We start from the raw sequence: 25833 nt of genomic DNA, 5'->3' as shown, positions 1-25833 counted from the left end.
GGAGTGCTCATCTGAGAGCGAAAGCAAACGCTTCCAGCGATTTAGGAATCTTTTCACGTATTATCGTCTAACTATGGATGACCCCCCTTCACATAAACCCTTGCCCCTCCACGCTCTGACCGGACTCCCGGCCACAACCAGAGAGGGGCGCCCGAATGTATGAATTGATCATGCTCGCTGTTGGCCTTTTGCTCACGGTCGGCACCGGGCTTTTTGTTGCTTCCGAGTTTTCGCTGGTCAATCTGGACCGCAATGACCTCGAAGCCCGCCAGGCCGCCGGCGAGAAGCGCCTCGGCCCCACCATCAACGCCCTCAAGATCACCTCGACGCACCTCTCCAGCGCCCAGCTGGGCATTACGCTCACCACGCTGCTGACGGGTTACACCTTTGAACCGGCGATCAGCTCACTGCTGCGCCAACCCATGCTCGCCCTCGGTGTTCCCGAGGCCTTCGTCGGCGGCGCCGGCGCCGTCATCGGTATTTTCCTGGCCACCGTGTTCTCGATGATCATCGGTGAACTGGTGCCGAAGAACTTCGCCCTGGCCCTGCCGCTGGCGACCGCCAAGCTGGTCATTCCGTTCCAGACCCTGTTCACGACGGTGTTCAAGCCCGTCATCCTGCTGTTCAACAACACGGCAAATGCGATCATCCGTTCCTTCGGCATCGAGCCGAAGGAGGAGCTTTCCGGCGCGCGCAGCGCCGAGGAACTCAGTTCGCTGGTCCGCCGCTCCGCGCTGGAAGGCGTGCTGGACCTTGACCACGCGCAGCTGCTCAGCCGCACCCTGCGCTTCTCCGACCACACCGCCGACGACGTCATGACGCCTCGCGTCCGGATGCGCTCCGTTGCGGCCGCTGACACTGCCGAGCAGGTCATCGAACTGGCCGTGAACACCGGATACTCCCGTTTCCCGGTAATCGGCCGGGACTCCGATGACGTGCTGGGCGTGCTCCACGTCAAGCAGGCCTTCGCCGTTGCCCTCGCCGAACGCGGCAACGTGACCGCTGCAGAACTCATGGTCGAAGCCCTCCGCGTCCCCGAATCCATGGGCGTTGACTCTCTCCTGGGCCTGCTGCGCCAGCAGGGCCTGCAGGTGGCCGTCGTCTCCGACGAGCACGGCGGCACCGCCGGCATCGTGACCCTGGAGGACCTGGTGGAGGAAATCGTCGGCGAATTGGAAGACGAGCACGACCGCGCCCGGGTGGGTGTGGTCCGCAGCGGCCGTTCGCTCACCTTTGACGCCTCGCTGCGCCCCGACGAACTGCGCGAACGCACCGGCGTTGTGGTTCCCGACGGCGAAGAGTACGACACCCTGGCCGGATTCGTCACCGACCTGCTGGACCGCATTCCGGAACTGGGCGATGAAGTGCCCGTCAATAACGGTGTCCTGCGCGTGGAACGCGTCGTCGGCACGCATGTCGAACGGCTGCGCTACACCCCCGCGGTGGATGCGCCGCAGAGCGACCACGATCGAATTATTGACGAGCTCACGAAGGACCTGGCATGAGTGAATATCTTCCCGGAATCGTCTGGCTCGTCGTCCTGCTGGTCGTCAACGCCTTCTTCGTGGGTGCCGAGTTTGCAGTGATTTCGGCCCGCCGCTCCCAGATTGAACCCAAGGCCGAAGCCGGTTCCAAGGCCGCCAAGACCACCCTCTGGGCCATGGAGCACGCCACGCTGATGCTGGCCACCAGCCAGCTGGGCATCACCGTCTGCTCACTGGTCATCCTGAACGTCTCCGAGCCGGCGATCCACCATCTGCTGGAAATTCCGCTGGGCCTGACGTCGCTCTCCGCCGAGGCCATCGGCGTCGTCGCCTTTGTTGTTGCGCTGCTGCTGGTGACCTTCCTGCACGTGGTGATCGGCGAGATGGTGCCCAAGAACATCTCCTTCTCCGTTCCCACCCGTGCCGCCCTGCTGCTGGCTCCTCCGCTGGTGATGGTGGCCCGGATCTTCAAGCCGGTGATCTGGTCGCTGAACGGCATTGCCAATGCCGTGCTGCGCCTGTTCAAGGTGGAGCCCAAGGACGAAGCCACCAGTGCCTACACAATGGATGAGGTCGCCAACATCGTGGAGCAGTCCACCCGCGAGGGCGTGCTGGCCGATGCCAGCGGAACCCTGAGTGCGGCGTTCGAGTTCACGTCCAAGACCGTGGCCGATGTCGAGGTGCCGATCGAGCGGATGGTGCTGCTGCCGGAATCGGCCACGCCTGCGGACATCCAGGAAGCGGTGGGCCGCCACGGCTACTCCCGCTACATCCTCACTGACGACGACGCCGTGCCCAGCGGCTACCTGCACCTCAAGGACGTCATGGACCTGACCGCGCCGGAGAAGTTCGGCGCTCCCGTTCCGGCCAAGCGCATCCGCCGCCTGGCCTCGGCCTTCCGCGGCAGTGAGCTCGAGGACGCCCTGGCCACCATGCGCCGCACCGGCGCCCATGTGGCACGAGTGTTCGACGCCGCCGGCAACACCACCGGGGTGCTGTTCCTGGAGGACATCATCGAGGAACTCGTCGGCGAAGTGCAGGACGCCACCACCGTGTAGTCGTTTCGGCGGGCGGTTTCAGCTGCTCCGTGTCCTTCACTGCCGACGCCGGCCGCCCACTGGGCGGGCCGGCGTCGGCCGTTAACGCGTGTCGGCTGGTTTGGGGCCGGGTGTCGGCGGTTCGGGACCCCGAGTCTCCGGTTCGGGCGTCCCGCGCCGCACCGGTTCCCACTCTTTGTTCACGTCTGTGGCTAGTGGGGTCACGGCAGGCCACATCCGCCACACAGGATGGGAACCTGTGCGCGTGTAGGCGCGGTTGGCGGCTGCCCGGCAGGTAGGTTGAAGGCACGCAGTCGGGAAGCCGCAGGAAATCTGTGGCCGGGGGAGGAACCATGGAAAACCAGATGCATCAGGCGGCCGACTACGACACCAAGGCACCCACGCCCTTTGGATTGGGCCTGCACCACGTCCAGCTGTCCATGCCGGCCGGTACGGAGGACGACTGCCGGCGCTTCTACGTGGGTCTCCTCGGCTTCACCGAGGTGCAGAAGCCGCCGGTGCTTGCGGCGCGCGGCGGCCTCTGGGTGCGGGCGGACAGCCTTGAGATTCACCTCGGCGTCGAAGAGGATTTCCGGCCGGCGAAAAAGTCCCATCCGGGGATCCTGGTCGGTGATCTGGATGCCCTGGCCCGGCACGTCGAAGAACAGGGGCTGGAACCCGAATGGGACGATGCCTTCCCCGGCATGCGCCGGTTCTACCTGCGGGACAACAACGGCAACCGGCTCGAGTTCCTTTCGCCCGCCGGCTGACCACCCGCCGGGCTGACCATCCACTTTCCGGCGAGGACCGCGGCGTACCGCGCTACCCGTTGCGCCAGGACGGCGGCATCGTCAGGTCCGGGGGCAGCAGCGTTGAGGCGCTGCCTTTCGCGGAATTGAGCTGGGGCTGGGTCACGTACAGGGCTTGGGACAGGTCAGCGCCGTCAAGCCGGGCATCCCGGAGATCGGCGCCGAGCAGGTCCACACCGGATAAGTCACTGCCGCGCAGATCGGCGGCTATGAGCCAGGCGCCGCGGAGGTCCGCCCCGCACAACCGCCGGGATCTGAAATTGCTGCCCATCAGGTCTGCTCCCGGTGCCAGCTCGGACGCCAGATGGTCATCACCGGCAGCGCAGTAGGAGGCCCGCACTTCCTCGCTGACCTCCATCAGCAGTGTCCCGACCCGGGAGTGCAGCTCCTGTATGTCCCGGGAGAGCAGCTCCGGAAGCCGGCCGGCTGTGTGTTCGATCGTGGCACGCAGGCGTGCCGCTCGCAGTGACGCGTCGGGATCGAAGGTCCGGGCCTGGGCTTCGACCAGATACCAGAGCATTTCGTGCAGCTGCCGCGAGGCCTTGAACGCGGCGAACATGTCATCCTTGGTGCCGGGATTCTCGAGCCAGCTCTTTCCGCTGAACAGTCCGTGCGAGACGTTCTGGCCGGCGCCAAAACAGTCGAAAACCGTGCAGCCGCGAAACCCCCGGGGCAGCAGGCTGTCGTGGATCGTGCAGGTGAAGTCGGAAGCCAGGTTGCGGCACGGTGCGCCTGCGGGTTTGTCGAGGGCAAAATCCGCTGACCGGGTGAAACCGAAGGCCGTGCAGCACAGCGCAAAACAGTTGGCGCAGTCGGGGCGCAGCGATGACCGGGTGCGGGCAGGCGAGGCAGGTTCGGGGAAACGGGCTGACGTCGAGTGCATGTGATCTTCCAGGTGTGAGTTTTCTTTCGGGCGGGAGCGGGGGCGGGGAACCCCAACCGGAGTTCCCCTCGCAGGCGCACAAAATCAGCGCTCCACCGAGGAGCGTGCCGGAATCGCCGTTAAAGCGCTGAGTCACAGAGAAAAATGAATGATCACTGCCGACAGGCTAGCCGACCGGTGCCGCGCGCGGGAGACCTTTGCGGCAGGAGAACCGTTTTCGGTCCCGCGGCGCCGGTCCCTAGACTGGAGAGGTTCCCCCACCGCCTGCCAGAACCGCGGAGTCAGCATGTCCCTATGAAAACACCATCCGCCGCGGCCGAAACCGGCCAACAGCGAAGGCATGCTGATCGCCAACGACCTGAAGAAGGAGCGCGGGTGGACGGAAACGCAGATCAAGACCTTCCTGCCCGAACCGGACCAGACGGCGCGCAATCCGTTCTCCCGCAAGGCCGCTCCGATGAAGCTGTACGCGCTGGAACGGGTGGAGGCCATCGAAGCCACCCCCGAGTACCGGAAGGCGCGGGAAGCATCCCGCACCCGCCAGCTGGCCGCCCGGGGAAGGGCCCTGGCCAAAAAGAAGGAAGCGGTCGCCGCTGCGGAGGCCCTCGAGCTGCGCATCGAGCCGGAGCCGTGGCAGGACATGCAGGACAAGGCGATCGAACACTTCAACAGCAGGCTCCGGCGCAGCCAGTCTCCGGCAAGCCGAAAAACGTCCACCGCCCGGCTGGACCGGCTGACGGTGAACTACCTGCGGCACAAGCAGACCTCCTACGAGGAGGAACTGAAGGAATTCAAGGGTGTGGTGGGAGTGGGTGAAGCCTACCTGGTGGTGCGCAACCGGATCCTCGACCTCATCGCCGACACCTATCCGCAGCTGCGCGCGGAGTGTGAGCGGCAGAAGTTCGACGCTCCGGAACTGCCCGACGGCGTCACGCTCCAGGCTGTGCCCGCCGCAGCCGGCTAAATCCGGCCGCAGCCCACCCGCTTCGCCGCCAGTGCTTGCACAGTGCTGCCGCCGGCTAATACCGTCTCGACAGCGGTGATAATTCACAGGCGGGAGACATCTCATGCTGACGGAAGTCGCTGAAGGCGTTCTGGTTTCCGAAAGCGAGTTCATCTCGAGCAACTCCGTTGCCGTGCAGGGCCGCGACGGAGTGTTGCTCATCGACCCCGGCATCACGGGCGACGAAATGTCGGCCCTCGCCAACGACCTTCGGACGTTGGGCCAGCCCGTTGTGGCGGGCTTCTCGACGCATCCTGACTGGGACCATGTGCTCTGGCACGCGAACTTCGGGGACGTGCCCCGTTACGGTACCGCCCGGTGCGCGGCTTCCATCCACAACCTGCTCTCCAACGAGGATTGGCAGGACCGCGTCGCCGAGGGGCTTCCGCCGGAGTACGCCGGGGACATTCCGATGGAGCTGCTCGGTCTCATTACCGGTCTGCCCCCCGGTGCTGCGCAGCTTCCCTGGGACGGGCCCGACATCCGGATCATCGAGCATCAGGCGCATGCCCCGGGTCATGCGGCGCTGCTGATCGAGGAGCGCGGTGTGCTCGTCGCCGGCGACATGCTCTCTGACATCCTGATGCCGTTCCTGGATTTGGAGGCAGCGGATCCGATGGAGGACTACCTTGCCGCCTTGCGGCTGTTCGAGAGCCTGCCCGACGGCGTTATCGTCATTCCGGGTCACGGCTCCGTCGGGGGCGCCGGGCAGCTGCGGGCACGAATCGACCAGGACCGCGCCTACGTGCAGGATCTGCGGGACACCGGTGCCACCGATGACCCGAGGGTCGGTCCATCGGCTCCGTTGGACTGGCTGCCCGAGGTGCACAGATGGCAAGTCTCCCGGCTCACCCAAGAAGAACCGAACGATTCGCCCGGCTAAGACCCGTCCACCCACCGCCACCCGTCCATCCACGACGCCGGAGGCGGCCGCCGCCCGGACGCGCACATCACGCCCTCGGCGTAAGCATGCTTACCATTTAGGTGCTTCCAGACGATTTCGCTAGGCTTAAAGGGATGAGTATCCCTGAGCTGTCCCCGGAAACCGCCCGCAACGAGAGCACCGATCGAAGCACCAACGGCATGGTCCGCGTGCGCGGAGCGCAGGAGAACAACCTGCGCAACGTCGACGTCGACATCCCGCGCGACGCGATCGTTGCCTTCACCGGTGTCTCCGGCTCGGGGAAGTCCTCGCTGGCCTTCGGCACCATCTACGCGGAGGCCCAGCGCCGCTACTTCGAGTCGGTGGCGCCCTACGCGCGGCGCCTGCTCGCCCAGGGACACACGCCCAAGGTGGAGGAAATCACCGGGCTGCCTCCCGCCGTCGCACTCCAGCAGCGCCGCGGCACCCCCAGCTCCCGCTCGACCGTGGGGACGCTGACGACGCTCTCGAACTCCATGCGCATGCTGTTCTCCCGCGGCGGCACCTACCCGGCGGATGCCGAGCCGGGCAGCCTGGATTCGGACGCCTTCTCGCCCAACACCGCCGCCGGCGCCTGCCGGGAATGCTCCGGCCTGGGCATCGCGCACACGGTCACCGAGGATTCCCTGGTGCCGGATCCAAGCCTGTCCATCCGCGACGGCGCCATCGCCGCCTGGCCCGGCGCCTGGCAGGGCAAGAACCTGCGTGACATCCTCATCCAGCTCGGTTACGACGTGGACGTCCCGTGGAAGAAGATGCCCAAGAAGGACCGCGACTGGATCCTGTTCACCGAGGAACAGCCCGTGGTGATGATCACCCCGCAGCGTGACCGCGTGGCCAAACCGTACAAGGGCAAGTTCTGGAGCGCGAAGTCCTACGTGCTGCACACCCTGGCCGATTCCGGCAGCGAGCAGATGCGCAAGCGCGTGCTCGAGTACATGGTCTCCGGCCCCTGCCCGGTCTGCGGCGGTGCCGGACTGCGCCCCGAGGCGCTCGCCGTGACCTTCGCCGGCCGGAACATTGCCGAACTCAACGGCGCCACCCTGGGTGAACTGGCCGAGATCATCCGGCCGACGGCGGAGCTCAAGTCCGCGGGCACCGCCTCCCGGGCCGCGGCCTCCAACGAAGACACCGAAGTGGCCGTCACCGTCACCCGCGACCTGCTGTCCCGGCTGCAGGTGCTCATCGACCTGGGGCTGGGCTACCTGAGCCTGTCCCGGTCCACGCCCACGCTCTCACCGGGAGAGATGCAGCGGCTGCGGATCGCCACCCAGCTGCGCTCCGGCCTGTTCGGCGTCATCTACGTGCTGGACGAGCCCTCAGCGGGCCTGCATCCGGCCGACGCCGAACCGCTGCTGGCCGTGCTGCAGGAGCTGAAGGACGCCGGAAACTCGGTGTTCGTCGTCGAGCACAACATGGACGTGGTCCGCAGCGCGGAATGGATCGTTGACGTCGGTCCGCAGGCCGGCGACGGCGGCGGCACCGTGCTCTACAGCGGACCTGTCGCCGGGCTGGCGGAGGTCGCCGAGAGCGCCACCCGCCCGTTCCTGTTCGGCGAAGCGAAGGACATCACCCCCACCCGGCGGACGCCCGAGCGGTGGCTGAACCTCAAGGGCATCACCCGGCACAACCTGAAGGAGCTCGACGCCGAGATTCCGCTGGGCGTGCTCACCGCCGTCACCGGCGTCTCCGGCTCCGGCAAGTCCACGCTGGTGAGCCAGGTGCTGGCCGAAACCGTCGGGGAGCACGTCAACGGCGCCGCGCCCGCCGTCGAGGAGCCGGACACGGAGGCAGCGGACGACGTCGACCCCGGCGCCTCGGTGCGCGACATCGCCGGCCTGGAACACCTGGACCGTCTGGTTAAGGTGGACCAGCGTCCCATCGGCCGCACGCCGCGCTCGAACCTGGCCACCTACACCGGCCTGTTCGACGCCGTGCGCAAGCTCTACGCCGGCACCGACGAGTCCCGGGCCCGCGGCTACACCGCCGGCCGCTTCTCCTTCAACATGGCCGGCGGCCGCTGCGAAACCTGCCAGGGCGAGGGCTTCCTCGCCGTCGAGCTGCTCTTCCTGCCCGGCACCTACGGGCCCTGCCCGCAGTGCCACGGCGCCCGCTACAACGAGGAAACCCTCGAGGTCACCTACCGCGGCAAGACCATCGCCGATGTCCTCGCCATGCGCGTGGAAACCGCCGCGGAGTTCCTCGCCGATGTGCCGGGACCGGCGCGCAGCCTGCGCACCCTGCTCGACGTCGGCCTCGGCTACCTGCGCCTGGGCCAGCCCGCCACCGAACTCTCCGGCGGCGAGGCGCAGCGGATCAAGCTGGCCACCGAACTGCAGCGCGCCCGGCGCGGCCACACCCTGTACCTGCTCGACGAACCCACCACCGGGCTGCATCCCCAGGACGTGCGCCTGCTGCTGGCTCAGCTGAACCGGCTCGTGGACGCCGGCAACACAGTGGTGGTGGTCGAGCACTCGATGAACGTGGTGGCCGCGGCGGACTGGGTGATCGACATGGGCCCGTCCGGCGGCGACGCCGGTGGCCGGATCATCTGCGCCGGCACGCCCGCCGAGGTGGCGGACTGTTCAGCCAGCCGCACGTCGTCGTATTTGGCGGCGGCGCTGGGGAAATAGCGGGTAAATAGCTGGGCAAATAGCGGAGCCGGACCGGTAGGTTGGTTCCTGGCGCCGCGTGCCGGCGTCCACGAAGCCGCCGCACCGGAAAGAGCCCGCCATGACTGCTGACGACCTGACCACCGACCTGTCCGTTGATGACCGTCCCGAACCGCCGGACACCGGCACCGAACGGGAAATCCTCTGCGGGTTCCTCGATTACCTGCGTGCCTCCGCGGTGTTCAAGGCGCGGGGGCTGAGCGACACCGACGCCGCCCGCCGTCTGCTGCCCTCGCTGACCACGGTCTCGGGGCTGCTGCGGCACCTGGCCGACGTCGAGCGAACCTGGTTCCGCGGACAGATTGACGGCCAAGCCGGCGTTTCCACGCGGTGGTCCGACGAAGAGCCGGACGGCGAATTCCTGGTCAGTCCCGAGGACAGCTTGGCTGACATCATGAAGGACTACGAAGAGGCGTGCGCCGAATCCCGCGAGGTGCTGTCGCGCTACAACCTGGATGATCCCTGCAGCGCCGGTTCTTCCGGGCACAACGTGCGCTGGGTAGTGACCCACATGATTGAGGAAACCGGACGGCACTGCGGGCACCTGGACATCGTGCGGGAACTGCTGGACGGAACGACGGGGGAGTAGTCGGGGCAGTAGCGGCGGCCACCTGCGGATCTGCCGGGCCGTTGCCGTCAGCTGCGGGGCAGCGCGGATCCGCCGCCAGGCTCCCCGCCGGCAAGTTCGTCGCCGGCAGTGTCCGGTGCGCCGTCCGGCGACCTGCCCGGCGTACTGTCCGCTCCGGCGTCGTTTCCCGCACGGCGCGCCGCTGCCTCCCATGCGCGGAAGTGGCGCAGGGCGGACAGGGCCAGCAGGCCGCCAGCGGCAAAGAACGCTGCGGCGACGCCGAAGGGGATGCGCAGGCCGAGACTTGCCGCCAGGAGGCCACCCAGTGCAGCACCCAGGGCCAGGCCGGTCAAGCCCACCAGCCGGCCGACGGAGCCGACACGGCCCATCATGCGCGCCGGTATGACTCTCTGTCGGATTGTCGTGGCTGTGATGTTCCAAACCACGGCGTGGCCCATGTACACCGCCAGGGCAACAGCGACCACCCACACATTGGTGGTGCCGGCAATGACGGCAAGCGCCGTCATCCCGGTGATCAGCGCCGCCGTTATCGTCCAACCGTACCCAATGGCGCGGCGGAGCCGGCCGGCTGCCAGGCTGCCGAGCAGCCCGCCCAGTGCGGAGCCGGAAAGCAGCAGCCCGTAGCCGGTCGCATCGAGATGCAGCACGTCCCGCGCGTAGATCACCAGATACGAAAACGGGATCATGTAGCCAACACTGGCCAGCCCGCCGATAACGACCAGCGTCCGCACCATCGGATGGTGCATCGCCCAGGCCGCGCCCTCCCGGATCTGCCCGCCCACCCCTGCTGCCTGCTGATCCGCCGGACCGCTGCCGTCGGGAGTGCCGGCACCGCTTCCGCACCCGGACGCGGGCGAGTAATTCCGCCGCAGCCCCCAATAGGCAAGTCCCGCCGCAAGGAAGGCACCGACGGTCAGCAGGGACGGAGCGAAAGCTGCCGCGCCGAACAGGAAGCCGCCGAGCGGAGGACCGATGAACTCGTCAACGATCGTCTGGGTTCCGGCGATCCGGGCGTTGGCGCGGTCCAAATCTTCAGGTGGCACGGCCTGGGGAAGGACTGCAACTGCTGCGCTGTCGGAGATGGTCTCCACGACGCCCATGAAGGCGTACACCGCGTACAGGGCCGCCATGGGTGTTGCGTCGGCGAGAACCAAGGCCGTCAGAGCGGCGAAGATGACCGCTCGGGAAAAGTTGGCCAGATAGAGCAGCCGGCGCCGGTCAAAGCGGTGCACCAGGACACCGATGCCCAGGACCGACAACAGCCGTGGTGCGGTATAGAAAATCGACAGCGCGGCAATCACCAGCGGGTCCTTGGTGATCTCCACGGCCAGCAGCGGAAGCGCGACGAAAGTTACCCCGTCAGCCAGGTTTGAGGAGGCGTTGCCGATCCAGATCCGGCGATACTCCGACCCAAGGTTCATCCGCGCTCCCGCACACTGGCCGCCAAGGTCCTGCCGAGGCCCGGACTAGGAGGCTTGAGTGAGTTTCTCGTCTTCAATGATTTCGTGCGCCTCGATGACCATCGGGTTGAGGACCCGGTGCAGGGAAGGACTTGGTGCGGAAAGGCGGGTTCCGGGTCGTTTCCGTGGCGGCGCTGCCCCATAACGCTCAGATGCCGTCGACTTCTTCCAGCCAAACCTTGAACCGGGAGTAGATTTCCGGAATATCCCGCTCAGCAGCGTTCGCCGAGGAGCCCGTGAGGCCTGACAACCGGACGCTGAACTCGGATTCGGATTCGCTGGTGGGGGTGATCAGATACTCCAGCTCGCCTGCGGGTTCCTCTGCCACCCGTTGATCCCACCGGGCATCGAAGCTCATCACCAACCGGTACGGTGCCTCGGCATCCTGCACGGTTCCCACGATCACGTTCTCTCCGTCGGCTGACAGGGCGTAGTCGCCGTCGGGCTCTATCATTCCCCGCAGGGTTGAGTTCCACATCCAGCTCCGCGGCAGATTGGTGGCGGTCAGCGCCCGCCACACATCGTCGGGCGGACAGGTCAGGGCGGCGGAATAGATGATGTCGGTGGAGGCAGAGCTGGGCATGATGGAAACCTTTCCGTACAGCGCGGCGATAATATGCGCGGGCCGGAGGGATGGACATGAGACCGGACCGGAGGCCGAGAATAATCTAGCTGGCTGCAGTGCACCAGTGCATATTGCGTGGATCGTTACCGGGGCCCGGAAATACCCGACATCGTCACCCGTCGAAGCGGACAAATGCGCGCAGCGGCAGGCCGGCGTCGTCGTCCGCCGGGAGGTCTCCGCCCGCTTGCCGGTAACCCAGCGACTCGTAGAAAGCCTTCTGGCCCGGCTCGGTGTCCGTCAGCAGCACCTTCTGCCGCACGTGGGCAAACGGGGCGAGGATGAGTTCGACCAGGTTCCGGCCCAGCCCCGTGCGCTGATGGCGCGGATCCACCAGGACATCCTGCAGGTAACAGATCGTGTGTCCGTCGGAGATCACGCGGGCAAGGCCCACTAGCTCCCCGCGGTCCCAGGCCACGGCGATCCGCGTGGATCCGGCAAGTGCGGCGGCCAGCGTGTCCGGGGTTTCGGTGTACACGCTCCAGCCCACGGTGTCGTAGAGCCGGACGACGTCGGCAACGGGCAGATCGGTTCCGGCGGCATACGCGAGGGTGGGCATGGCGACAGCCTACCTGCCGGCGCGGGGCACCGAACCGCGGCCGCATCTTCACCGGCTACGGGGATATTCTCCGGCGGATTCCCGGCCACGACCCCGCCGAGGGAGCACATATGGTGACTCCGCGGCGATTACGCCCGCTGAGAGCGCATATGCGGCGGGTTTGAGACGGGGAAAGCCACCATATCTGCGACTTCGATGCAGTAACCGCATGCCAAGTCACCGGAGCTGCACACTCAGCAAAGGCTGCCCGCCAAGTCGGCTAGCGGGTGGTTGCGGCGTCCTTGTCCTTTTCCTTCTCCACCAGCGGATCCGGATCCAGGAACGCCACGGTGAGCACGGCGGCGGTCTGCTCGATCTGCCATTCCCGCGCGCCGAGGTCCCGTAGTGCGGCACTGATGCTGTCCAGGTTGATGTCGGCCGGCGGCCGCCAGGCAACTCGGCGCAGGTGATCCGGTGTCAGCAGGTTCTCGATCGGCAGGTTCAGCTTCTCGGCGACGGCGGCCACCCGCGGTTTTGCCGTCTGCAGCCGGGCGGCGGCTGCCGGGTCATTCTTGGCCCACACGCGCGGGGCCGGCGGTGCATGCGTGGGGATGTGCAGCGGCGGCAGCTCACTGTTGGACAGCGAGCGTGCCGCGGAGACACAGCGCATCCAGCGCGGAGCTTCCTTCTGGGCGGCACGGCCGTGGAAGCCCGGGGTGGAGAGCAGCTGGGGCACGGTGGTGGGCATGGCGCGGGCGGCAGCCACGATGGCCGAGTCCGGAATCAGCCGCCCCGGTGCCGTGTCGCGGTTTTCCGCCAGGTGTTCGCGTTCGGTCCACAGCTCACGGACGACGGCGAGCTGGCGGCGGTCGCGCAGCTGGTGCATGCCGTTGGTGCGGCGCCAGGGGTCAACCCGAGGGGGCGACGGCGGTGCCGTGCGGATGGCTTCGAACTCCTGCTCGGCGAAGGCGAGCTTGCCGGCGTCGTCGAGCACCTTGATCAGTTCGATCCGCAGTTCGGCCAGAACCTCAACGTCCAGTGCTGCGTAGCGCAGCCAGGGTTCGGGCAGCGGGCGGGTGGACCAGTCGGCCGCCGAGTGTTCCTTGGCCAGCGTGAAACCGAGGAGGTTCTCGATGACGGCGGCCAGGCCGACGCGGGGGAGTCCGGCCAACCGGGCGGCCAGTTCCGTGTCAAAGAGTTTGTCCGGCCACATGCCCAGTTCGGACAGGCAGGGGAGGTCCTGGCTGGCCGCGTGCAGGATCCATTCCACGCCCTGCAGCGCGTCGTTGATGATGTCCAGATTGTCGAACGGTTCCGGGTCGATCAGCCAGGTTCCGGAACCCTCACGGCGGATCTGGACCAGGAAGGCCCGCTGTCCGTAGCGGAAGCCGGAGGCGCGTTCGGCGTCGACGCCGGCCGGACCCGTGCCGGCAGCGAGAGCCTTGGCCGCGCGTTCCAGGCCCCGTTGGGTGTCGATGATCAGCGGCACCCCGTCTTTCGGTGCCTCCAGCAACGGGAGCTGCGGGGGCTCGGCGTTCGGGTCAGCGGATGTGGTCTGCGTGGCGGTGCCGGGTATTTGCGCGGTCATAAGAACTTCAGTCTATCGAGTCTGCCGGTGCTGCAGTGACACAGGCGGACGCGAGGCTGCGGAGGTGCCCGGGGTTGGGCGCACGGCTCAGTAGCGGCCGGCATTCGTCCCCGCTATGCGAGGATGTGGCAATCCGTGCGGCCTCCGCCGGCGCGCGGCTCCCGTCGCTCCGGGTTCGTCCGATGATCGAATGGCACCCGTCGCTCCGGGTTCGTCCGATGATCGAATGCTTGCCGAGCATCCCTCCGCTTTGTGGCAATCCCTCCGCTGCGCCGCGGAGGGATTGCCACAAAGCGGAGGGAATCTCACCAGGCCCGCCGGATGGCCCACGGCGAGCAGCCTCAAGGCTGCGGTCTCGTCGGGACGGCTGCCGGACAAGGCCTCCGCCGCTCAAGGGGTTCCGGAACTGACCCGGATCGAGGGTGCCTAATGTGGGGCGCTCAGTTACTGTGTGCAGCAGCATTCAGCTCCATGGGGGTCTGGCTCGTCTTCGAAATAACGGAGCATCCCTGGCCCGTGTCAGCTGCGGCGCACCCGCGGCAGGGGAGTGACGCCGTCGGGCAGGGGCGGCAGCCCGGCGAAGGTGCAGACCATGTCCGACCAGGCTTCCAGATGGGCCTGGACGTCTGCGGAGTCCGGAGTCCAGGAGGCGCGCAGTTCAATGTCAATGGCGCCGCCGCGGTCGGCGAGGGTGCCGTAGCTTTCGGAGAGGATCCGGGTGGCCGTGCCGCCGGCCGAGGTGTATCCGGCGTTGTGTTCCTGTAGGGCTTCCACCAGCCAGGTCCAGGCCACGGAACCCACCAGTTCGTCATTGCCCATGTCCGGTTCCAGTTCGGCGCGGATATAGGTGACGATCCGGAAGGTTCCGTTCCACACGGCTGAGCCCTCGGGGTCGTGCAGGAGGATGAAGCGGCCGGTGGCCAGTTCGGTTTGTTCCGGGATGACGAGTCCGGACGGTCCGTGGCCGAGCCCTTCGTCGCGGGCCAGCGGTCCGGAGGCCAGGACTTCTGCGCCTAGTGACACCGCGAAGGGTGCCAGCCGGGTGGGGGCCGGAATTTCGTTCAGGTGCAGCTCAGGTCGGCACCGTGCCCTGCGCAGCGAACCAAGGGCATTCAGGAAATCCGGGGGTACTTGTGATAAGTCACCAATTGCACTCACCCTCGCAGACTACGGGGCCGGCTCCGGGCGGACGTTGAGGCTCGCCGACGTGTCCCATTCGTTACCTGTCCAGCGTAGGAGAGGTTGGATGCGGTGGGAAGAACCGGTGCGGAATGTTCTACAGGGACTGCTGGCTGGCCCGGTGGCAGGCGAGGGTCGGACTCATTGGCCGACGGGGCAGTAATCATCTCAAGCACAGGAACACAAGTACTTTTGGGACGTGCCCTTCATGCTGCCGTCCTAGCATCCACCAGTCGGGCTATGCAGATGGAATAACGTGAGAGAATTTTTTCACTAAGTAGCACTATTTGCATCATGCACAATATGGGGGTTCCATAAATGAACTACAACAAGTCCGTACCATCCCTTGCCCTGGTAGTGGCACTCGGTCTCAGTCTCTCAGCGTGTGGGGGATCGCCTTCGGCCGCTGTTCCCTCACCCAATGTTGAGTCTCTGGCACCGTCTACCCCTACTCCCTCGGCTTCACCCGAGGGGAAGAAGTCGTCGCGCGGCAATATTGTGAAGGCATTTGCTGAGCCTGCAGTAATCACGGATCTCAGCTCGGACAAGCCAATCGTTACTTTCACAGTCAATTCGATAACGGCAGATGTTCCTTGTACTGGTCCGTATCCCTCAGCGGTTGAAAACGGAAACATCGTTGTCTTGGATGTGACGATAGAAACCTCGCCGGAGTTGGCTAGCGATGAAGCTGGCTATGACGTATTTGACATGAACCCAAGCATGTTCAAGTTCGTAGGTGCCAATGGCACTACGTTCAACGGTGACCTTGGTACTCAGGGGGCCTATTCGTGTCTGCCTGATGAACAGCAGGTTGGCGCCAATGGCGGCGGGGTGGGGCCCGGTGAGAAGGTAACTGGGAAAATCGCACTGGACTTGCCCGAAAAGACGGGTACTTTGGTTTTCAAGAGTTACCTAGTCTCTGGCAGTGGCGGCTGGGAATGGGCATTCTGATCACAAGTAACTTCGGTCGGCCTGGTCATAACAGCGCGTAGCGCCGAACGAGAGACAAGCTGATCGTTCCAATCTTCTCCGTGGACGTCTGTCCACCGGAGAACCGCACGACTGCTCTGGGGCATTCCCGTTCCGGCGATGCATATGAGCTCGGCGATGCAGGCACTAATCATCAGAATGACGAGTACATTCCACAGCGCAAAAGACCCATATCGTCCTGCTTCGATTAGCTGGTAAGGGGACACACTTTCCGCCACGAACCACGCGGTGGTCCAGGGGCCCGAAAACGGACACCCGGGACCACCGTGGAACCTGGCGCCTAGCTGATCGGCAGGGCATCCGGATCCTGTGGACCCTGTGGAGCCTGAGGGCCCGCGGCCACCTCGCGCGCAATGGCCTCGGCAAACGCATCGACATCGGCCTCAGACGTGTCGAACGTGCACATCCAGCGCACCTCGCCGGTGGCCTGGTCCCAGTCGTAGAACCGGATCGCGGACCGCAGCCGGTCGGCAACACCGGCGGGCAGCTTGGCGAACACGGCATTGGACTCGGTCGCCTGGGTCAGCTCGACGCCGTCGATCTTCTCCACCGCGGCACGCAGCCGCTGCGCCATGGCGTTGGCGTGCGAGGCCGAGCGCAGCCACAGGTCGCCCTCGTACAGGGTGATGAACTGGGCGGAAATAAACCGCATCTTCGAGGCCAGCTGCATGTTCATCTTGCGCAGGAAGTCCAGGCCGGGGGAGGCCGCCGGGTTCAGCGAGACAATGCATTCGCCGTACATCATGCCGTTCTTGGTGCCGCCCAGGGAGAGGATGTCGACGCCGGCCTCGGACGTCATCGCGCCAAGGGTCACGCCCAGCGCCGCGGCGGCATTGCCCAGCCGGGCGCCGTCCATGTGCAGCGTCATCCCGTGCTTGTGGCAGTGCTCGGCAATGGCGGTGATTTCCTCCACCGTGTAGAGGGTGCCCAGCTCGGTGGACTGCGTGATGGACACGGCCAGCGGCTGCGCACGGTGCTCGTCGCCCCAGCCCCATGCCTCCTGGTCGATCAGCTTGGGCGTCAGTTTGCCGTCCGGGGTGGGGATCTGCAGCAGCTTCATGCCGCCGATCCGCTCCGGCGCACCGTTTTCGTCCACATTGATGTGCGCGGTGGAGGCGCAGATGACCGCACCCCAGCGCGGCAGCAGCGACTGCAGCGCGGTCACATTGGCGCCGGTGCCGTTGAACACCGGGAAGGCGCGCATCTGCGACCCGAAGTGCGCGGTCAGGACCTCGCGCAGCTTGGCGGTGTACACGTCCTCGCCGTAGGCCACCTGGTGGCCCTGGTTGGCGGCGGTCAGGGCGTCCAGGATTTCGGGATGCACGCCGGAATAGTTGTCCGAGGCAAACGCGCGGATGGATATGTCATGCAGGGGGGAAATGTTGGTCACAGTGTCCAGTATCTCTTACGGTTCGATCGGTTTTCGCCGGCCCGGCCGGAGGGGGCTCAGGCGGCGGGTGGGTGCGCCCAAGGGCACGCGCAGGGCGCGCGGCTCAGGCGTTGGGCATCAAGGAAATGCGCTGTCCGTTCAGCTGCGCGGCGTCCTGGCTGAACAGCCCGACGACGGCGTCCGCCAGCACCTGCACGTCGGTGTAGGTGCTGAAATTCCGGTCCGGTTCGGCGGCGCGCATGGAATCGTCCACCAGCGCCTTGACCACGAGGACGACGGCGGCCGAGCGCTGGGGCTGCGGGTCCGCCTTGGCGCCGGACTGCGCGCGGCGGAAGCCCTGCGCGATGGCCTGCACCCAGGCCTCCGCCCCGGCCTTGGCTGCGGCATAGCCTGCACCGCCGGCGGTGGGGGAGTCCACCGCGGTGGAGGAGACGATGGCCAGCCGGCCGTCGTCGGACGCTGCGAGCTGGTCATAAAAGCTGCGGCTGGCGTTGCGCAGGGTGCGCAGAATGTTGGTTTCCAGGAAATCCCAGTCGTCGTCATTCTGACCGGTGATGCCGCCGCCGCCGCGCCAGCCCCCCACCAGATGGATCAGCCCGTCGATTCCGCCGTAGGTCTCCCGCATGTCCTGCGAGAGCGCATCGACGTCGCCGGGGTTTGAGAGGTCGCAGGTGCGCAGATCGGCGTCGAGCAGGTTCGCGAGAGTGGTTTCCAGCCGGGCCGCGTCGCGTCCCACCGCCACGACCTTCGCCCCGGCCGCCTCCAGCGCCCTGCAGACGGCGGCGCCGGACGCGGAGCCGGCCCCGGCCACCAGGACGGTGCGTCCGCGGACGGACAGGGGTGCTTCCGAGGACCGCGCGGCCGGCTCAGTGCTCATCTACTTCGAACTCCCTGTGATTCCCGACGTGGACTCGATGACCGGGCCCATCTTCTTGGACAGTGCCTCATAGAACATGGACAGCGGAAATTCGTCGTCCAGCACCTGGTCCGTCAGCCCGCGCGGCGGTCCGTCCAGCGGCAGCGCCTCCGGCCCCTTGGCCCAGACGGACGCCGGGTTCGGGGTCAGCGTGGCGGCCACCAGCTCATAGGCGGCAAACCAGTGGGCAGTCTTCGGCCGGTCAATGGAACGCCAGTACAGGTCCTCGATGTTGGCACCCAGGCGAACGACGACGTCGGCCGCGTCTTCCCAGTCGATGCTCAGCTTGCCGTCGGTCCAGTGCAGGACGTGGTTCTGATGCATCCAGGCGAACAGGAGCTGTCCGCCGAGGCCGTCGTAGTTGCGCACCCGGCTGCCGGTAATGGCGAACCGGAAGATCCGGTCAAAGATCACCGCGTACTGCACCAGCGTGGCATGTTTGCGGGCTTCGGGGGAAGCATCCTCGTCTTTTTCGATCTTCACGGCTTCCCGGAAGGCGGTGAGGTCGCAGCGCAGTTCCTCCAGGGAGTAGAGGAAGTACGGCATGCGCTGCTTGATCATGAACGGATCGAAGGGAAGGTCTCCGCGCATGTGGGTGCGGTCGTGGATCAGGTCCCACATGACAAAGGTGTCCTGGGTCAGCTTCTGGTCGTCCAGCAGTGCCGCGGCGTCCTCGGGCAGCTGCAGCGAGGTGATCTCGGCGGCGGCGCGCAGGACCCGGCGGAAACGGGCGGCCTCGCGGTCGGCGAAGATGGCGCCCCAGGTGAAGGTGGGTGTTTCGCGGACGGCAACCGATTCGGGGAAGAGCACCGCCGAGTTGGTGTCATAGCCGGGGGTGAAGTCCAGGAACCGGATCGGCACGAAGAGCTTGTTGGAGTACTCGCCGGCTTCCAGCTCGCCGATGAATTCCGGCCAGACAACTTCGATCAGCACGGCTTCCACATAGCGGTTCGTGGAGCCGTTCTGCGTGTACATGGGGAAGAGCACCAGGTGCCGCAGCCCGTCTGTGCGGTCCAGCTGCGGGGAAAACGCCAGCAGGGAGTCCAGGAAATCGGGTTCGCCCAGGCCGTCGGCTGCCCAGCGGTCAAAGTCCCGGACCACGAGGCGGAGGTATTCGGCGTCGTGCTCGAAGGAGGGGGCCAGGGCATCGACGGCGGCGGTCAGGGTGCCGATCAGCTCCTCAGCGGCGCTGCGGTTTTCCGCGTCGACTGAACCGTTCTGGTTCTGCAGCGCCTGCAGGTCGGTGGCGGCCTGTTTCAGTGCCTGCCAGGCTTCAGAATCCACAGGGTTGGTGCCCGCGGCAACCGGCGCAAAGCCGGTGCGGGACATCGAGGGGAGCGTGTGGGGAGACATGACTGCGACCTTCCAGGGAGGCCGCTCCGCGAAGGTCAGGGAGCGGCTGTGTTGTGATGCGATCGAGCCTACTAACGAAAAACTAACGCTTACTGTGAATCACACAAGTCATTAGCAAGTCTTATGCTCAATGAACCGGTCGCGGTGCCGACCGTAACGCCTGCTAGGTCCGCCCAGCAGATCGCTGACCTGCACAAACGGATCGGCGCCTGGATTCTGGGCGACTACCCCTGACGGTCTGCGTTTTGAACGACAACCAGTTCAGCGGCACGGCTCGCGCGGACTGCAGCAGCGATCACCGTGCCCAGAACGCCCAGCGATGCGCCGATGGTGATCCACGCACCCATTGCGTCGGAGGCATCCATGACCAGAAGCAGGATGCCGCATGCGGCGAAGATTCCCGCCGCCGTATGAGTGGGCCACCTGGCGGCCCGGTGCCCGGCAAGCCAAGCTTCGGGTGAATGCGTCACGTACCCCACCCGGATTCCCACAAAGGAGTTCATGCCGAGCTTGCCCCGGGCTGTCGCTTCGGCCGCCCACGAAACTGCCATCCCCGACGCTATTAGTAAGACACCCATAATCCCCATGCGTCTCAGCGTAGCGGTGCCCGTGGCCGCTGGCTTAGAACCAGAGGGTGCGCAGATGTGTCACGGCGAAGCCATGACGCTCAAGATTGCCGCTGCTGGCTGATCCCACAGTGGCAGTGGCGACGGTGAGGTCGCTGGTCTCCGACGCATCGGCCAAACGGCGGTGGATGAGCGCGGACTGGCAGCCGCGGCGTCGAAAGGCCGGCAGCGTGGCGGCGCCGACGAACAGGCTGAGGTTGCCGTGACTGAACAATGCGGCGGCAGCTGCGGGTTCGCCGTCGACGGTGGCAAGGTAGCGCCGCAGCCCCGGGGTGCTGTGCTCGATTCCGAAGACCCGGCGGGCCTCGGCGCTGGCCGATTCCATCGAATATCCACGGCTGAGGACGTCGAGGTAATTTTGGTCGTCCCGGTCGACCTCGGCGACCCGTACTCCTGGCGGCAGGCCGGGCGCCGTCCTGCACGGGCGGGCATGCAGGGTGACGGCGACGGCGGCGGGTGCCAGCCCGTTTCCGCTGAGGCAGGCCTGCAGCTCAGCACAATCATCCCCGGCCCACACTTCCAGGCGGGGGCGCTGGCCGGTCTCCGCGTAGAAGGCGGTGATGTCATCAAGCCGGCACCGATCATCAAGGCTCAGGCCGCGTGCTTTGTTGTACGGCGCGGCGTCCGGCAGGACCGGAAGCCGAGTGGCGGACACCTGCCCGAACCGGCGGAACGCGGCATCCGGAAACTCCCGTGCGGCGGTGCGAAAGTCGAGTTCGGCTTTGATGCTGAGAATAGATTCGGCCGCCGTTGCCAGTGGATTCGACACTCGATGGACCTTGGGTCCGGGTCAGTCCGGACGGACGGCGGTTAGGCAGAACGGGTGCCCCGCGGGGTCGAGCATGACGCGCCATCGTTCGGGCGCCGGCTGGTGTCCGGCAGGTTTCGCGCCGAGGGCGATTGCGGCATCAGCTGCTAAGTCCAGTTCCTCCACAGCAATATCCAGGTGAAGCTGCTGCTGCTGAGGGCCCTCCGGCCACGCTGGTGCAACGTACTGATTGACGCGCATCAGAGTGAGCATCGGACCGGCGCCTGCCAAGGCGACGACGCCGCGGTCCGGGGTTGCGAAGGCCTCTTTGAGTCCCAGAAGGCCGGAGTAGAAAACCGCCAGGAGGTCGGTGTCCGGGCAATCGAGGGAAATGGACGCGAGTTGTCCAACGGGCTTAGTCATGGTGCCAAATCTACAGCCGTACTGGAATTTCCCTGGCTGCGGGGTGGACAGGGAGCCTAGTACCCGCGGCTGTTGGGGGACTCGGTGCCAATCACGGTCAGCGACACCTCGGGGTGGTTTTTCTGCACCCGCTTGAGCGCCCAGATGTCGTTGAACAGTGCCAAATACGCGCCGTCGGTGCGCTGCAGGACCTCGGCGCCGTGCACGTTGGCCAGGATCTCAGCCGCGTCCGGCGTCGTCAGCCGGGCCAGCGAGTAGGAGAGCTGCTCATAGCGCATGGGGGCGTTGAAGTCCTGCGTCATGCGGTCCTCAACCACCTCGAACTGCATGGGGCCGACGGCGGCGAGCACCGGCGCCTGGTCTCCGCGCCGGTCCGAGCGCAGCACCTGGATGATGCCCTCGTGCTCGAGCTGGTCGATGCCGCGGCGGAACTGCTTGTAACGGCTGGGATCCTTGGACCGGGCGACGCGGAAGTGCTCCGGGCTGAAGAACGGAATCGGCGGAAACTCCACCGGCTGCTCCACGAAGAGGCTGTCGCCCACGCGCAGGGCCGAGGCGTTTACCAGTCCGACGACGTCGCCGGGCCAGGCCTGGTCGATGACCTCGCGTTCGCGGCCAAACAGGTGCTGGGCGTATTTGGTGGCAAAGGTCTTGCCGGTGTTCGAGTGGGTAACGACCATGCCGCGCTCGAAGATGCCGGAGCAGACGCGGATGAAGGCCACGTGGTCGCGGTGCGCCTTGTTCATGCCGGCCTGGACCTTGAACACGAATCCGGAGAACGGTGCGTCCACGGGACGCAGCTCGCCGTCCTTGTCTTCGCGCGGTCCGGCCGCCGGGGCCAGATCCACCAGGGCGTCCAGGATCTGCTTCACGCCGAAGTTCAGGGCTGCGGAGGAGAACAGGATCGGGGTGGCCTTGGCGTTGAGGAACGCGTCGCGGTCAAACTCGCGGCCGTCGATGACCAGCTCGGCCTCGCCGAGGGAGTCTTCCCAGACTTCACCTTCGGCGGCGAGGGCCTCCTCGGGCGTGAAATGGTCTTCCTTGGCCAGCGAGGCGCCGGAGTTCTGCCGTTCGAAGCGGACGTACTCGTCCTTCTTCAGGTCCCAGACGCCGCGGAAGTCTCCGGCGATGCCCACGGCCCAGGTCAGCGGCATGGGGGTCAGACCGGTGCGTTCGGTGATCTCATCCATCAGGGCCAGCGGGTCCAGGCCCGGGCGGTCCCACTTGTTGATCACGGTGATGATGGGCAGGTTCCGGGCGCGGCAGACCTCGAAGAGCTTCATGGTCTGGGTTTCCAGGCCCTTGGCGGCGTCCACGAGCATCACGGCGCAGTCGACGGCGGCGAGAACCCGGTAGGTGTCCTCGGAGAAGTCGGCGTGGCCCGGAGTGTCCAGCAGGTTGATGACAGTGTCCCGGTAGGCGAACTGCAGGGCTGTGGAGCTGATCGAGATGCCGCGGTCCTTTTCCATCTGCATCCAGTCGGAGACCGTCTCGCGGCGGTTTTCCTTGCCGTTCGTGGCACCGGCCGTGCCGATGACGCGGGCATGCAGGGCCAGGGCTTCGGTGAGCGTGGACTTACCGGCGTCGGGGTGTGAAATCACCGCAAAGGTGCGGCGGCGGGAGGACTCGCGGGCAATTGCCGCAGTCGCCTTGCCGGCCGGACTGTTGGTGGCGCTGACGGTGGGGGAAACCTGTAAGGACACTCCGCTGCTTTCACATGTGGTGGGATGCGGCCGCCGGGCTGGGCACTCGCGGCTGTGCTGTCAGCAATGACAGCCTTTCCATTCTAGCCGGTCGGCGCATGCTCTTCGGACGGTGCAATCACGTTCCCGGGCCTCGCACAACCGGCGGCTGCGCCGGCACCTCTGCGGCTTTCAGTCAGGGAAGGCCTGCCCCGCCAGTTGTCCTGCATGAGGGTGACCCACGACGGCGAAATGCGTTGAGTTATTAGCGCTCCTGTGTGCGATTAGCTCAACAGGCGCTTTACCTCGGCGATGAAGGTCACATCATCCAGCACTCCGCGATCATGAAGCCCTGCTACCTGGCGCAACTCCGCTAAAGGGCCTCCGGCCGTCGCGGCAGGGACAGATGTCAGCGGCATCTGTCCCGCATAATTTACGTGCTGAGTCCGCTGCTCTTGAGAGAACCGCAGCCGCGCCTGCTCGGCAACACGGTTGATGGTTTCTACACCGTCCCGAAAGTTCGGAATATCAACGATTTGGACTGTCTCCCGCGTCCCATCCTGACGCACCACATGTACTAGCAGCGACCCCACGCCACGTGCCTTCTGAGTCAGCGACTGACGCAAATCAACATCGACAATTTCTCGGGTAGGCACCTGCTGGGCTTCGGTTTTCAAGCCACCAGCCTCGCAGTACAGGTAATCCTCCGTCAGCCGATATCGGCCCCCACCAAAGCCTGTCACGGGCTTCCCCGTAGCGGCCCACAAGTCTCCCGGCTTCATGGGCAAGGAATCACCAAAGTTCGTTGTCATGAGCTCAGCCTAGGACGGAAGGATCCACCACGGCAGACCCGCGGCCCGGAAACCGGATCCCTGACGCCGACTCCAGGCGTCCAGCGACGCATACCGGCGGTCTGGTGCCGGCGTCGTCGTCATCGTTTAGTGTGGTTTTCGACACAATCAGAGCAGGAGTTCCCAGCGGCACGGTGGCCCCGGGCGCCCTGCTACGCCTTCCATCGACGAAAGGCCTGTTCCCATGGCTGAAGCATTCATCATTGACGCAGTGCGCACGCCCGTCGGGCGGCGCAACGGCGGACTGAGCAAGATCCATCCGGCCGACATGGCCGCGCACGTGATTGCGGAGACGGTCCGGCGCACCGGGATCGATTCCGCGGAATTCGACGAGGTCATTCTCGGCGCCATCGACCAGGTGGGACCGCAGGCCATGGACATTGCCCGCACCGCCTGGCTGGCCGCCGGACTCTCCGAGCGCGTGCCCGGGACCACCGTGGAACGCCAGTGCGGATCCGGCCAGCAGGCCGTGTCCTATGCGGCGCAGGCCGTCATGAGCGGCACCAGCGACCTGGTCCTGGCCGGCGGGGTGCAGAGCATGTCCTCCATTCCGATCAGTTTTGCGAACTCCGCTGCCCGGGAACTGGGCTTTCCCGATCCCTTCACCGGATCCACCGGGTGGGCGGAACGCTACGGAGACCAGAAAGTCTCCCAGTTCATCGGCGCCGAAATGATGGTGGACAAGTGGGGGCTGACCCGCGGCGAAATGGAGGACTTCGCCGTCGAATCCCACGTCCGGGCGCTCGCCGCCCAGGCCGACGGCCGCTTTGACCGCGAAATTCTTCCGCTGAACGGCATTAGCGCCGACGAAGGCCCCCGGGAACCGAACCGCGCCAAGATCGAGTCCCTGGCGCCGCTCTCCGAAGGCGGACGGCTCACTGCTGCCACGTCCTCGCAGATTTCGGACGCTGCCGCCGTGCTGCTGCTCGCCTCCGAGGACGCGGTGCGCCGCTACGGGCTCAAGCCCCGGGCGCGGATCCATTCCATCTCCGCCCGCGGCGACGATCCGATCATGATGCTCAGCGCTCCCATCGAAGCGACACGTCACGCCCTGGGCCGCGCCGGCATGAGCCTGGACCAGATCGACCTGCTGGAAATCAACGAAGCCTTCGCCTCCGTGGTGCTGGCGTGGCAGCGGGAGCTCGATGTCGACATGGACAAGGTGAACGTCAACGGCGGCGGCATTTCGCTCGGGCATCCCATTGGCGCCACCGGCGCCAGGATCATGACCACGCTGCTGCACGAGCTCGAGCGCACGGGCGGCCGCTACGGCCTGCAGACCATGTGCGAGGGCGGCGGCCAGGCCAACGTGACCATCATCGAGCGGCTCGACGAGGGGTTCCGGCTGTAGCGGTCCGGGGATCTGGCGGCCGGCGGTCCGGCCGCCAGACCGTCTGGCGGTGCGTGTGGCGGCGTGTGTGTGGCGGCGGCCGCCCGCCGTGACGCGGCGCGGCCGGCCGCAACGCCCTGCGGACCTGTCCCGGTTGACAAGTGACGGCAGTCACTCAACACTGGTGTCTGCCGTTACTTGTTTTCCAATAAGCATCATTTGTTTCTCCAAGGTGTGCCGAAAGGCTGTCGCGCGTTGAGAACAGAGATCTTGAGAACAGAGATACAGAGAGACTCCCATGAACCCCCAGCACCAGGCCGCCCCGCTGGCCGAGCACGAGGTAACCGCCGCCGTGCAGAACCTCGTCGGCGCCTTCGCCCGCACGGACACCGACGCCTACTTCGCAGCCTTCGCGCCGGAGGCGTCCTTCGTCTTCCACACCGAAGACCGGCGCCTGGAATCCCGGGCCGAGTACGAGGCTCTCTGGAAGAGCTGGCTGGCGGGGGACTGGTCCGTGACCGGCTGCGAAAGCACCGACGCGCGCGTCCAGCTGTTCGGCAGCAGTGCGGTCTTCAGCCACACCGTGCGCACCACCACGAGCACCGGAGGCGTCGAGGAGGTCACCAACGAGCGGGAGACCATCGTCTTCGCCCGCATTGACGGCCGGATCCTGGCAGTTCATGAGCACCTTTCGTCCAGCCCGGCTGCCGCCGGCACCGCCTAGAGTCCGGGGAAACA

24 protein-coding genes are annotated in these 25833 nt (G+C 66.1%); 10 read left to right on the top strand and 14 right to left on the bottom strand.

All coding sequences use genetic code 11. The features are described 5' to 3' along the window. Positions 1 to 155: 155 nt before the first annotated feature. The 3 genes from QNN99_RS13075 (at position 156) to QNN99_RS13065 (ending at position 3291) form a co-directional block, all read left to right on the top strand. On the top strand, positions 156 to 1505 hold the full coding sequence (locus tag QNN99_RS13075) for a hemolysin family protein (protein ID WP_229966893.1): 1350 nt from the start codon (positions 156 to 158) through the stop codon (positions 1503 to 1505). Then, complete coding sequence (locus tag QNN99_RS13070) at positions 1502 to 2542, top strand: hemolysin family protein (RefSeq protein ID WP_229966892.1); 1041 nt, start codon at positions 1502 to 1504, stop codon at positions 2540 to 2542. The genes QNN99_RS13075 and QNN99_RS13070 overlap by 4 nt, the downstream gene beginning before the upstream one ends. Positions 2543 to 2874: 332 nt before the next feature. Continuing rightward, positions 2875 to 3291 carry a VOC family protein gene (locus QNN99_RS13065; protein ID WP_229966891.1) on the top strand — a complete coding sequence of 139 codons (417 nt, stop codon included), beginning with the start codon at positions 2875 to 2877 and terminating at the stop codon, positions 3289 to 3291. 52 nt (positions 3292 to 3343) lie between these two features. On the opposite strand, the gene QNN99_RS13060 is transcribed toward QNN99_RS13065, so the two are convergent. Beyond that, the gene (locus tag QNN99_RS13060) at positions 3344 to 4213 is read right to left on the bottom strand and encodes a pentapeptide repeat-containing protein (protein WP_229966890.1); all 870 of its coding nucleotides are present in this window, start codon (positions 4211 to 4213) and stop codon (positions 3344 to 3346) included. Positions 4214 to 4553: 340 nt separating this feature from the next. Here QNN99_RS13060 and QNN99_RS13055 point away from each other — a divergent pair, with 340 nt between their 5' ends. The 4 genes from QNN99_RS13055 to QNN99_RS13040 all read left to right on the top strand — a co-directional run bounded on the left by QNN99_RS13055 (position 4554) and on the right by QNN99_RS13040 (position 9399). Then, a complete protein-coding gene (locus QNN99_RS13055) occupies positions 4554 to 5177 on the top strand; it encodes a hypothetical protein (protein ID WP_229966889.1) in 624 nt (207 codons plus the stop codon). Positions 5178 to 5280: 103 nt separating this feature from the next. After that, positions 5281 to 6099 (top strand): MBL fold metallo-hydrolase, encoded by an 819-nt coding sequence (locus tag QNN99_RS13050; protein WP_229966888.1) that lies wholly within the window; start codon positions 5281 to 5283, stop codon positions 6097 to 6099. A gap of 200 nt (positions 6100 to 6299) precedes the next feature. Beyond that, entirely contained in the window at positions 6300 to 8771 is a 2472-nt protein-coding gene (gene uvrA, locus QNN99_RS13045; protein WP_442860531.1) for an excinuclease ABC subunit UvrA, read from the top strand. A 100-nt stretch (positions 8772 to 8871) separates the two neighbouring features. Next, complete coding sequence (locus QNN99_RS13040) at positions 8872 to 9399, top strand: DinB family protein (RefSeq protein WP_229966886.1); 528 nt, start codon at positions 8872 to 8874, stop codon at positions 9397 to 9399. A 47-nt stretch (positions 9400 to 9446) separates the two neighbouring features. Here the strand turns inward: QNN99_RS13040 and QNN99_RS13035 are convergent, their stop codons facing one another. The 5 genes from QNN99_RS13035 to QNN99_RS13015 form a co-directional block, all read right to left on the bottom strand. Continuing rightward, positions 9447 to 10820, bottom strand: coding sequence for an MFS transporter (locus tag QNN99_RS13035; protein WP_229966885.1), 1374 nt, complete (start codon positions 10818 to 10820; stop codon positions 9447 to 9449). Positions 10821 to 11007: 187 nt separating this feature from the next. Further along, positions 11008 to 11442: an SRPBCC domain-containing protein gene (locus QNN99_RS13030; RefSeq protein WP_229966884.1), complete on the bottom strand. Its 435-nt coding sequence runs from the start codon at positions 11440 to 11442 to the stop codon at positions 11008 to 11010. A 154-nt stretch (positions 11443 to 11596) separates the two neighbouring features. Beyond that, positions 11597 to 12040, bottom strand: coding sequence for a GNAT family N-acetyltransferase (locus tag QNN99_RS13025; RefSeq protein WP_229966883.1), 444 nt, complete (start codon positions 12038 to 12040; stop codon positions 11597 to 11599). Positions 12041 to 12299: 259 nt separating this feature from the next. Beyond that, the gene (locus QNN99_RS13020) at positions 12300 to 13607 is read right to left on the bottom strand and encodes an HRDC domain-containing protein (protein WP_229966882.1); all 1308 of its coding nucleotides are present in this window, start codon (positions 13605 to 13607) and stop codon (positions 12300 to 12302) included. A 519-nt stretch (positions 13608 to 14126) separates the two neighbouring features. Next, positions 14127 to 14756: a DUF3000 domain-containing protein gene (locus QNN99_RS13015; RefSeq protein ID WP_229967000.1), complete on the bottom strand. Its 630-nt coding sequence runs from the start codon at positions 14754 to 14756 to the stop codon at positions 14127 to 14129. A gap of 348 nt (positions 14757 to 15104) precedes the next feature. Between QNN99_RS13015 and QNN99_RS13010 the strand changes: the two genes are divergently transcribed. Next, positions 15105 to 15737: a DUF4352 domain-containing protein gene (locus QNN99_RS13010; protein WP_229966881.1), complete on the top strand. Its 633-nt coding sequence runs from the start codon at positions 15105 to 15107 to the stop codon at positions 15735 to 15737. A 319-nt stretch (positions 15738 to 16056) separates the two neighbouring features. Here the strand turns inward: QNN99_RS13010 and QNN99_RS13005 are convergent, their stop codons facing one another. The 8 genes from QNN99_RS13005 to QNN99_RS12970 form a co-directional block, all read right to left on the bottom strand. After that, positions 16057 to 17166, bottom strand: a complete 1110-nt coding sequence (locus QNN99_RS13005; protein ID WP_229966880.1) for a threonine aldolase family protein — start codon at positions 17164 to 17166, stop codon at positions 16057 to 16059. Positions 17167 to 17269: 103 nt separating this feature from the next. Continuing rightward, positions 17270 to 18043: an SDR family NAD(P)-dependent oxidoreductase gene (locus QNN99_RS13000; RefSeq protein WP_229966879.1), complete on the bottom strand. Its 774-nt coding sequence runs from the start codon at positions 18041 to 18043 to the stop codon at positions 17270 to 17272. Continuing rightward, positions 18044 to 19411 carry a DUF6421 family protein gene (locus QNN99_RS12995; RefSeq protein ID WP_229966999.1) on the bottom strand — a complete coding sequence of 456 codons (1368 nt, stop codon included), beginning with the start codon at positions 19409 to 19411 and terminating at the stop codon, positions 18044 to 18046. A gap of 248 nt (positions 19412 to 19659) precedes the next feature. Next, positions 19660 to 19986 (bottom strand): SdpI family protein, encoded by a 327-nt coding sequence (locus tag QNN99_RS12990; RefSeq protein WP_229966878.1) that lies wholly within the window; start codon positions 19984 to 19986, stop codon positions 19660 to 19662. A 70-nt stretch (positions 19987 to 20056) separates the two neighbouring features. After that, positions 20057 to 20830, bottom strand: a complete 774-nt coding sequence (locus tag QNN99_RS12985) for a GNAT family N-acetyltransferase (protein WP_229966877.1) — start codon at positions 20828 to 20830, stop codon at positions 20057 to 20059. Positions 20831 to 20851: 21 nt separating this feature from the next. Next, a complete protein-coding gene (locus QNN99_RS12980) occupies positions 20852 to 21232 on the bottom strand; it encodes a VOC family protein (protein WP_229966876.1) in 381 nt (126 codons plus the stop codon). Between the two features lie 56 nt (positions 21233 to 21288). After that, positions 21289 to 22869: a peptide chain release factor 3 gene (locus QNN99_RS12975; protein WP_229966998.1), complete on the bottom strand. Its 1581-nt coding sequence runs from the start codon at positions 22867 to 22869 to the stop codon at positions 21289 to 21291. A gap of 329 nt (positions 22870 to 23198) precedes the next feature. Further along, positions 23199 to 23726 (bottom strand): PH domain-containing protein, encoded by a 528-nt coding sequence (locus tag QNN99_RS12970; protein WP_229966875.1) that lies wholly within the window; start codon positions 23724 to 23726, stop codon positions 23199 to 23201. 223 nt (positions 23727 to 23949) lie between these two features. On the opposite strand from QNN99_RS12970, the gene QNN99_RS12965 reads away from it, so the two are divergent. Together QNN99_RS12965 and QNN99_RS12960 are read left to right on the top strand one after the other, a co-directional pair. Beyond that, on the top strand, positions 23950 to 25116 hold the full coding sequence (locus QNN99_RS12965) for an acetyl-CoA C-acetyltransferase (RefSeq protein ID WP_229966874.1): 1167 nt from the start codon (positions 23950 to 23952) through the stop codon (positions 25114 to 25116). A gap of 277 nt (positions 25117 to 25393) precedes the next feature. Then, positions 25394 to 25819 carry a YybH family protein gene (locus QNN99_RS12960; protein ID WP_229966873.1) on the top strand — a complete coding sequence of 142 codons (426 nt, stop codon included), beginning with the start codon at positions 25394 to 25396 and terminating at the stop codon, positions 25817 to 25819. Positions 25820 to 25833: the final 14 nt, after the last annotated feature.

Origin of the sequence: Arthrobacter sp. zg.Y820 (assembly GCF_030125555.1) — a bacterium.
GTDB lineage: Bacteria > Actinomycetota > Actinomycetes > Actinomycetales > Micrococcaceae > Arthrobacter_B.
The sequence above is the reverse complement of the archived record's forward strand: the minus strand, read 5'-3'. Positions and strand labels throughout refer to the sequence as shown.

Excerpts from the sequence above, each read along its gene's own strand:
- QNN99_RS13075 (WP_229966893.1), top strand. The coding sequence starts at position 156 with ATGTATGAATTGATCATGCTCGCTGTTGGCCTTTTGCTCACGGTCGGC.
- QNN99_RS13070 (WP_229966892.1), top strand. The coding sequence starts at position 1,502 with ATGAGTGAATATCTTCCCGGAATCGTCTGGCTCGTCGTCCTGCTGGTC.
- QNN99_RS13065 (WP_229966891.1), top strand. The coding sequence starts at position 2,875 with ATGGAAAACCAGATGCATCAGGCGGCCGACTACGACACCAAGGCACCC.
- QNN99_RS13060 (WP_229966890.1), bottom strand. The coding sequence starts at position 4,213 with ATGCACTCGACGTCAGCCCGTTTCCCCGAACCTGCCTCGCCTGCCCGC.
- QNN99_RS13055 (WP_229966889.1), top strand. The coding sequence starts at position 4,554 with ATGCTGATCGCCAACGACCTGAAGAAGGAGCGCGGGTGGACGGAAACG.
- QNN99_RS13050 (WP_229966888.1), top strand. The coding sequence starts at position 5,281 with ATGCTGACGGAAGTCGCTGAAGGCGTTCTGGTTTCCGAAAGCGAGTTC.
- uvrA (WP_442860531.1), top strand. The coding sequence starts at position 6,300 with ATGGTCCGCGTGCGCGGAGCGCAGGAGAACAACCTGCGCAACGTCGAC.
- QNN99_RS13040 (WP_229966886.1), top strand. The coding sequence starts at position 8,872 with ATGACTGCTGACGACCTGACCACCGACCTGTCCGTTGATGACCGTCCC.
- QNN99_RS13035 (WP_229966885.1), bottom strand. The coding sequence starts at position 10,820 with ATGAACCTTGGGTCGGAGTATCGCCGGATCTGGATCGGCAACGCCTCC.
- QNN99_RS13030 (WP_229966884.1), bottom strand. The coding sequence starts at position 11,442 with ATGCCCAGCTCTGCCTCCACCGACATCATCTATTCCGCCGCCCTGACC.
- QNN99_RS13025 (WP_229966883.1), bottom strand. The coding sequence starts at position 12,040 with ATGCCCACCCTCGCGTATGCCGCCGGAACCGATCTGCCCGTTGCCGAC.
- QNN99_RS13020 (WP_229966882.1), bottom strand. The coding sequence starts at position 13,607 with ATGACCGCGCAAATACCCGGCACCGCCACGCAGACCACATCCGCTGAC.
- QNN99_RS13010 (WP_229966881.1), top strand. The coding sequence starts at position 15,105 with ATGAACTACAACAAGTCCGTACCATCCCTTGCCCTGGTAGTGGCACTC.
- QNN99_RS13000 (WP_229966879.1), bottom strand. The coding sequence starts at position 18,043 with ATGAGCACTGAGCCGGCCGCGCGGTCCTCGGAAGCACCCCTGTCCGTC.
- QNN99_RS12995 (WP_229966999.1), bottom strand. The coding sequence starts at position 19,411 with ATGTCCCGCACCGGCTTTGCGCCGGTTGCCGCGGGCACCAACCCTGTG.
- QNN99_RS12990 (WP_229966878.1), bottom strand. The coding sequence starts at position 19,986 with ATGGCAGTTTCGTGGGCGGCCGAAGCGACAGCCCGGGGCAAGCTCGGC.
- QNN99_RS12980 (WP_229966876.1), bottom strand. The coding sequence starts at position 21,232 with ATGACTAAGCCCGTTGGACAACTCGCGTCCATTTCCCTCGATTGCCCG.
- QNN99_RS12970 (WP_229966875.1), bottom strand. The coding sequence starts at position 23,726 with ATGACAACGAACTTTGGTGATTCCTTGCCCATGAAGCCGGGAGACTTG.
- QNN99_RS12965 (WP_229966874.1), top strand. The coding sequence starts at position 23,950 with ATGGCTGAAGCATTCATCATTGACGCAGTGCGCACGCCCGTCGGGCGG.
- QNN99_RS12960 (WP_229966873.1), top strand. The coding sequence starts at position 25,394 with ATGAACCCCCAGCACCAGGCCGCCCCGCTGGCCGAGCACGAGGTAACC.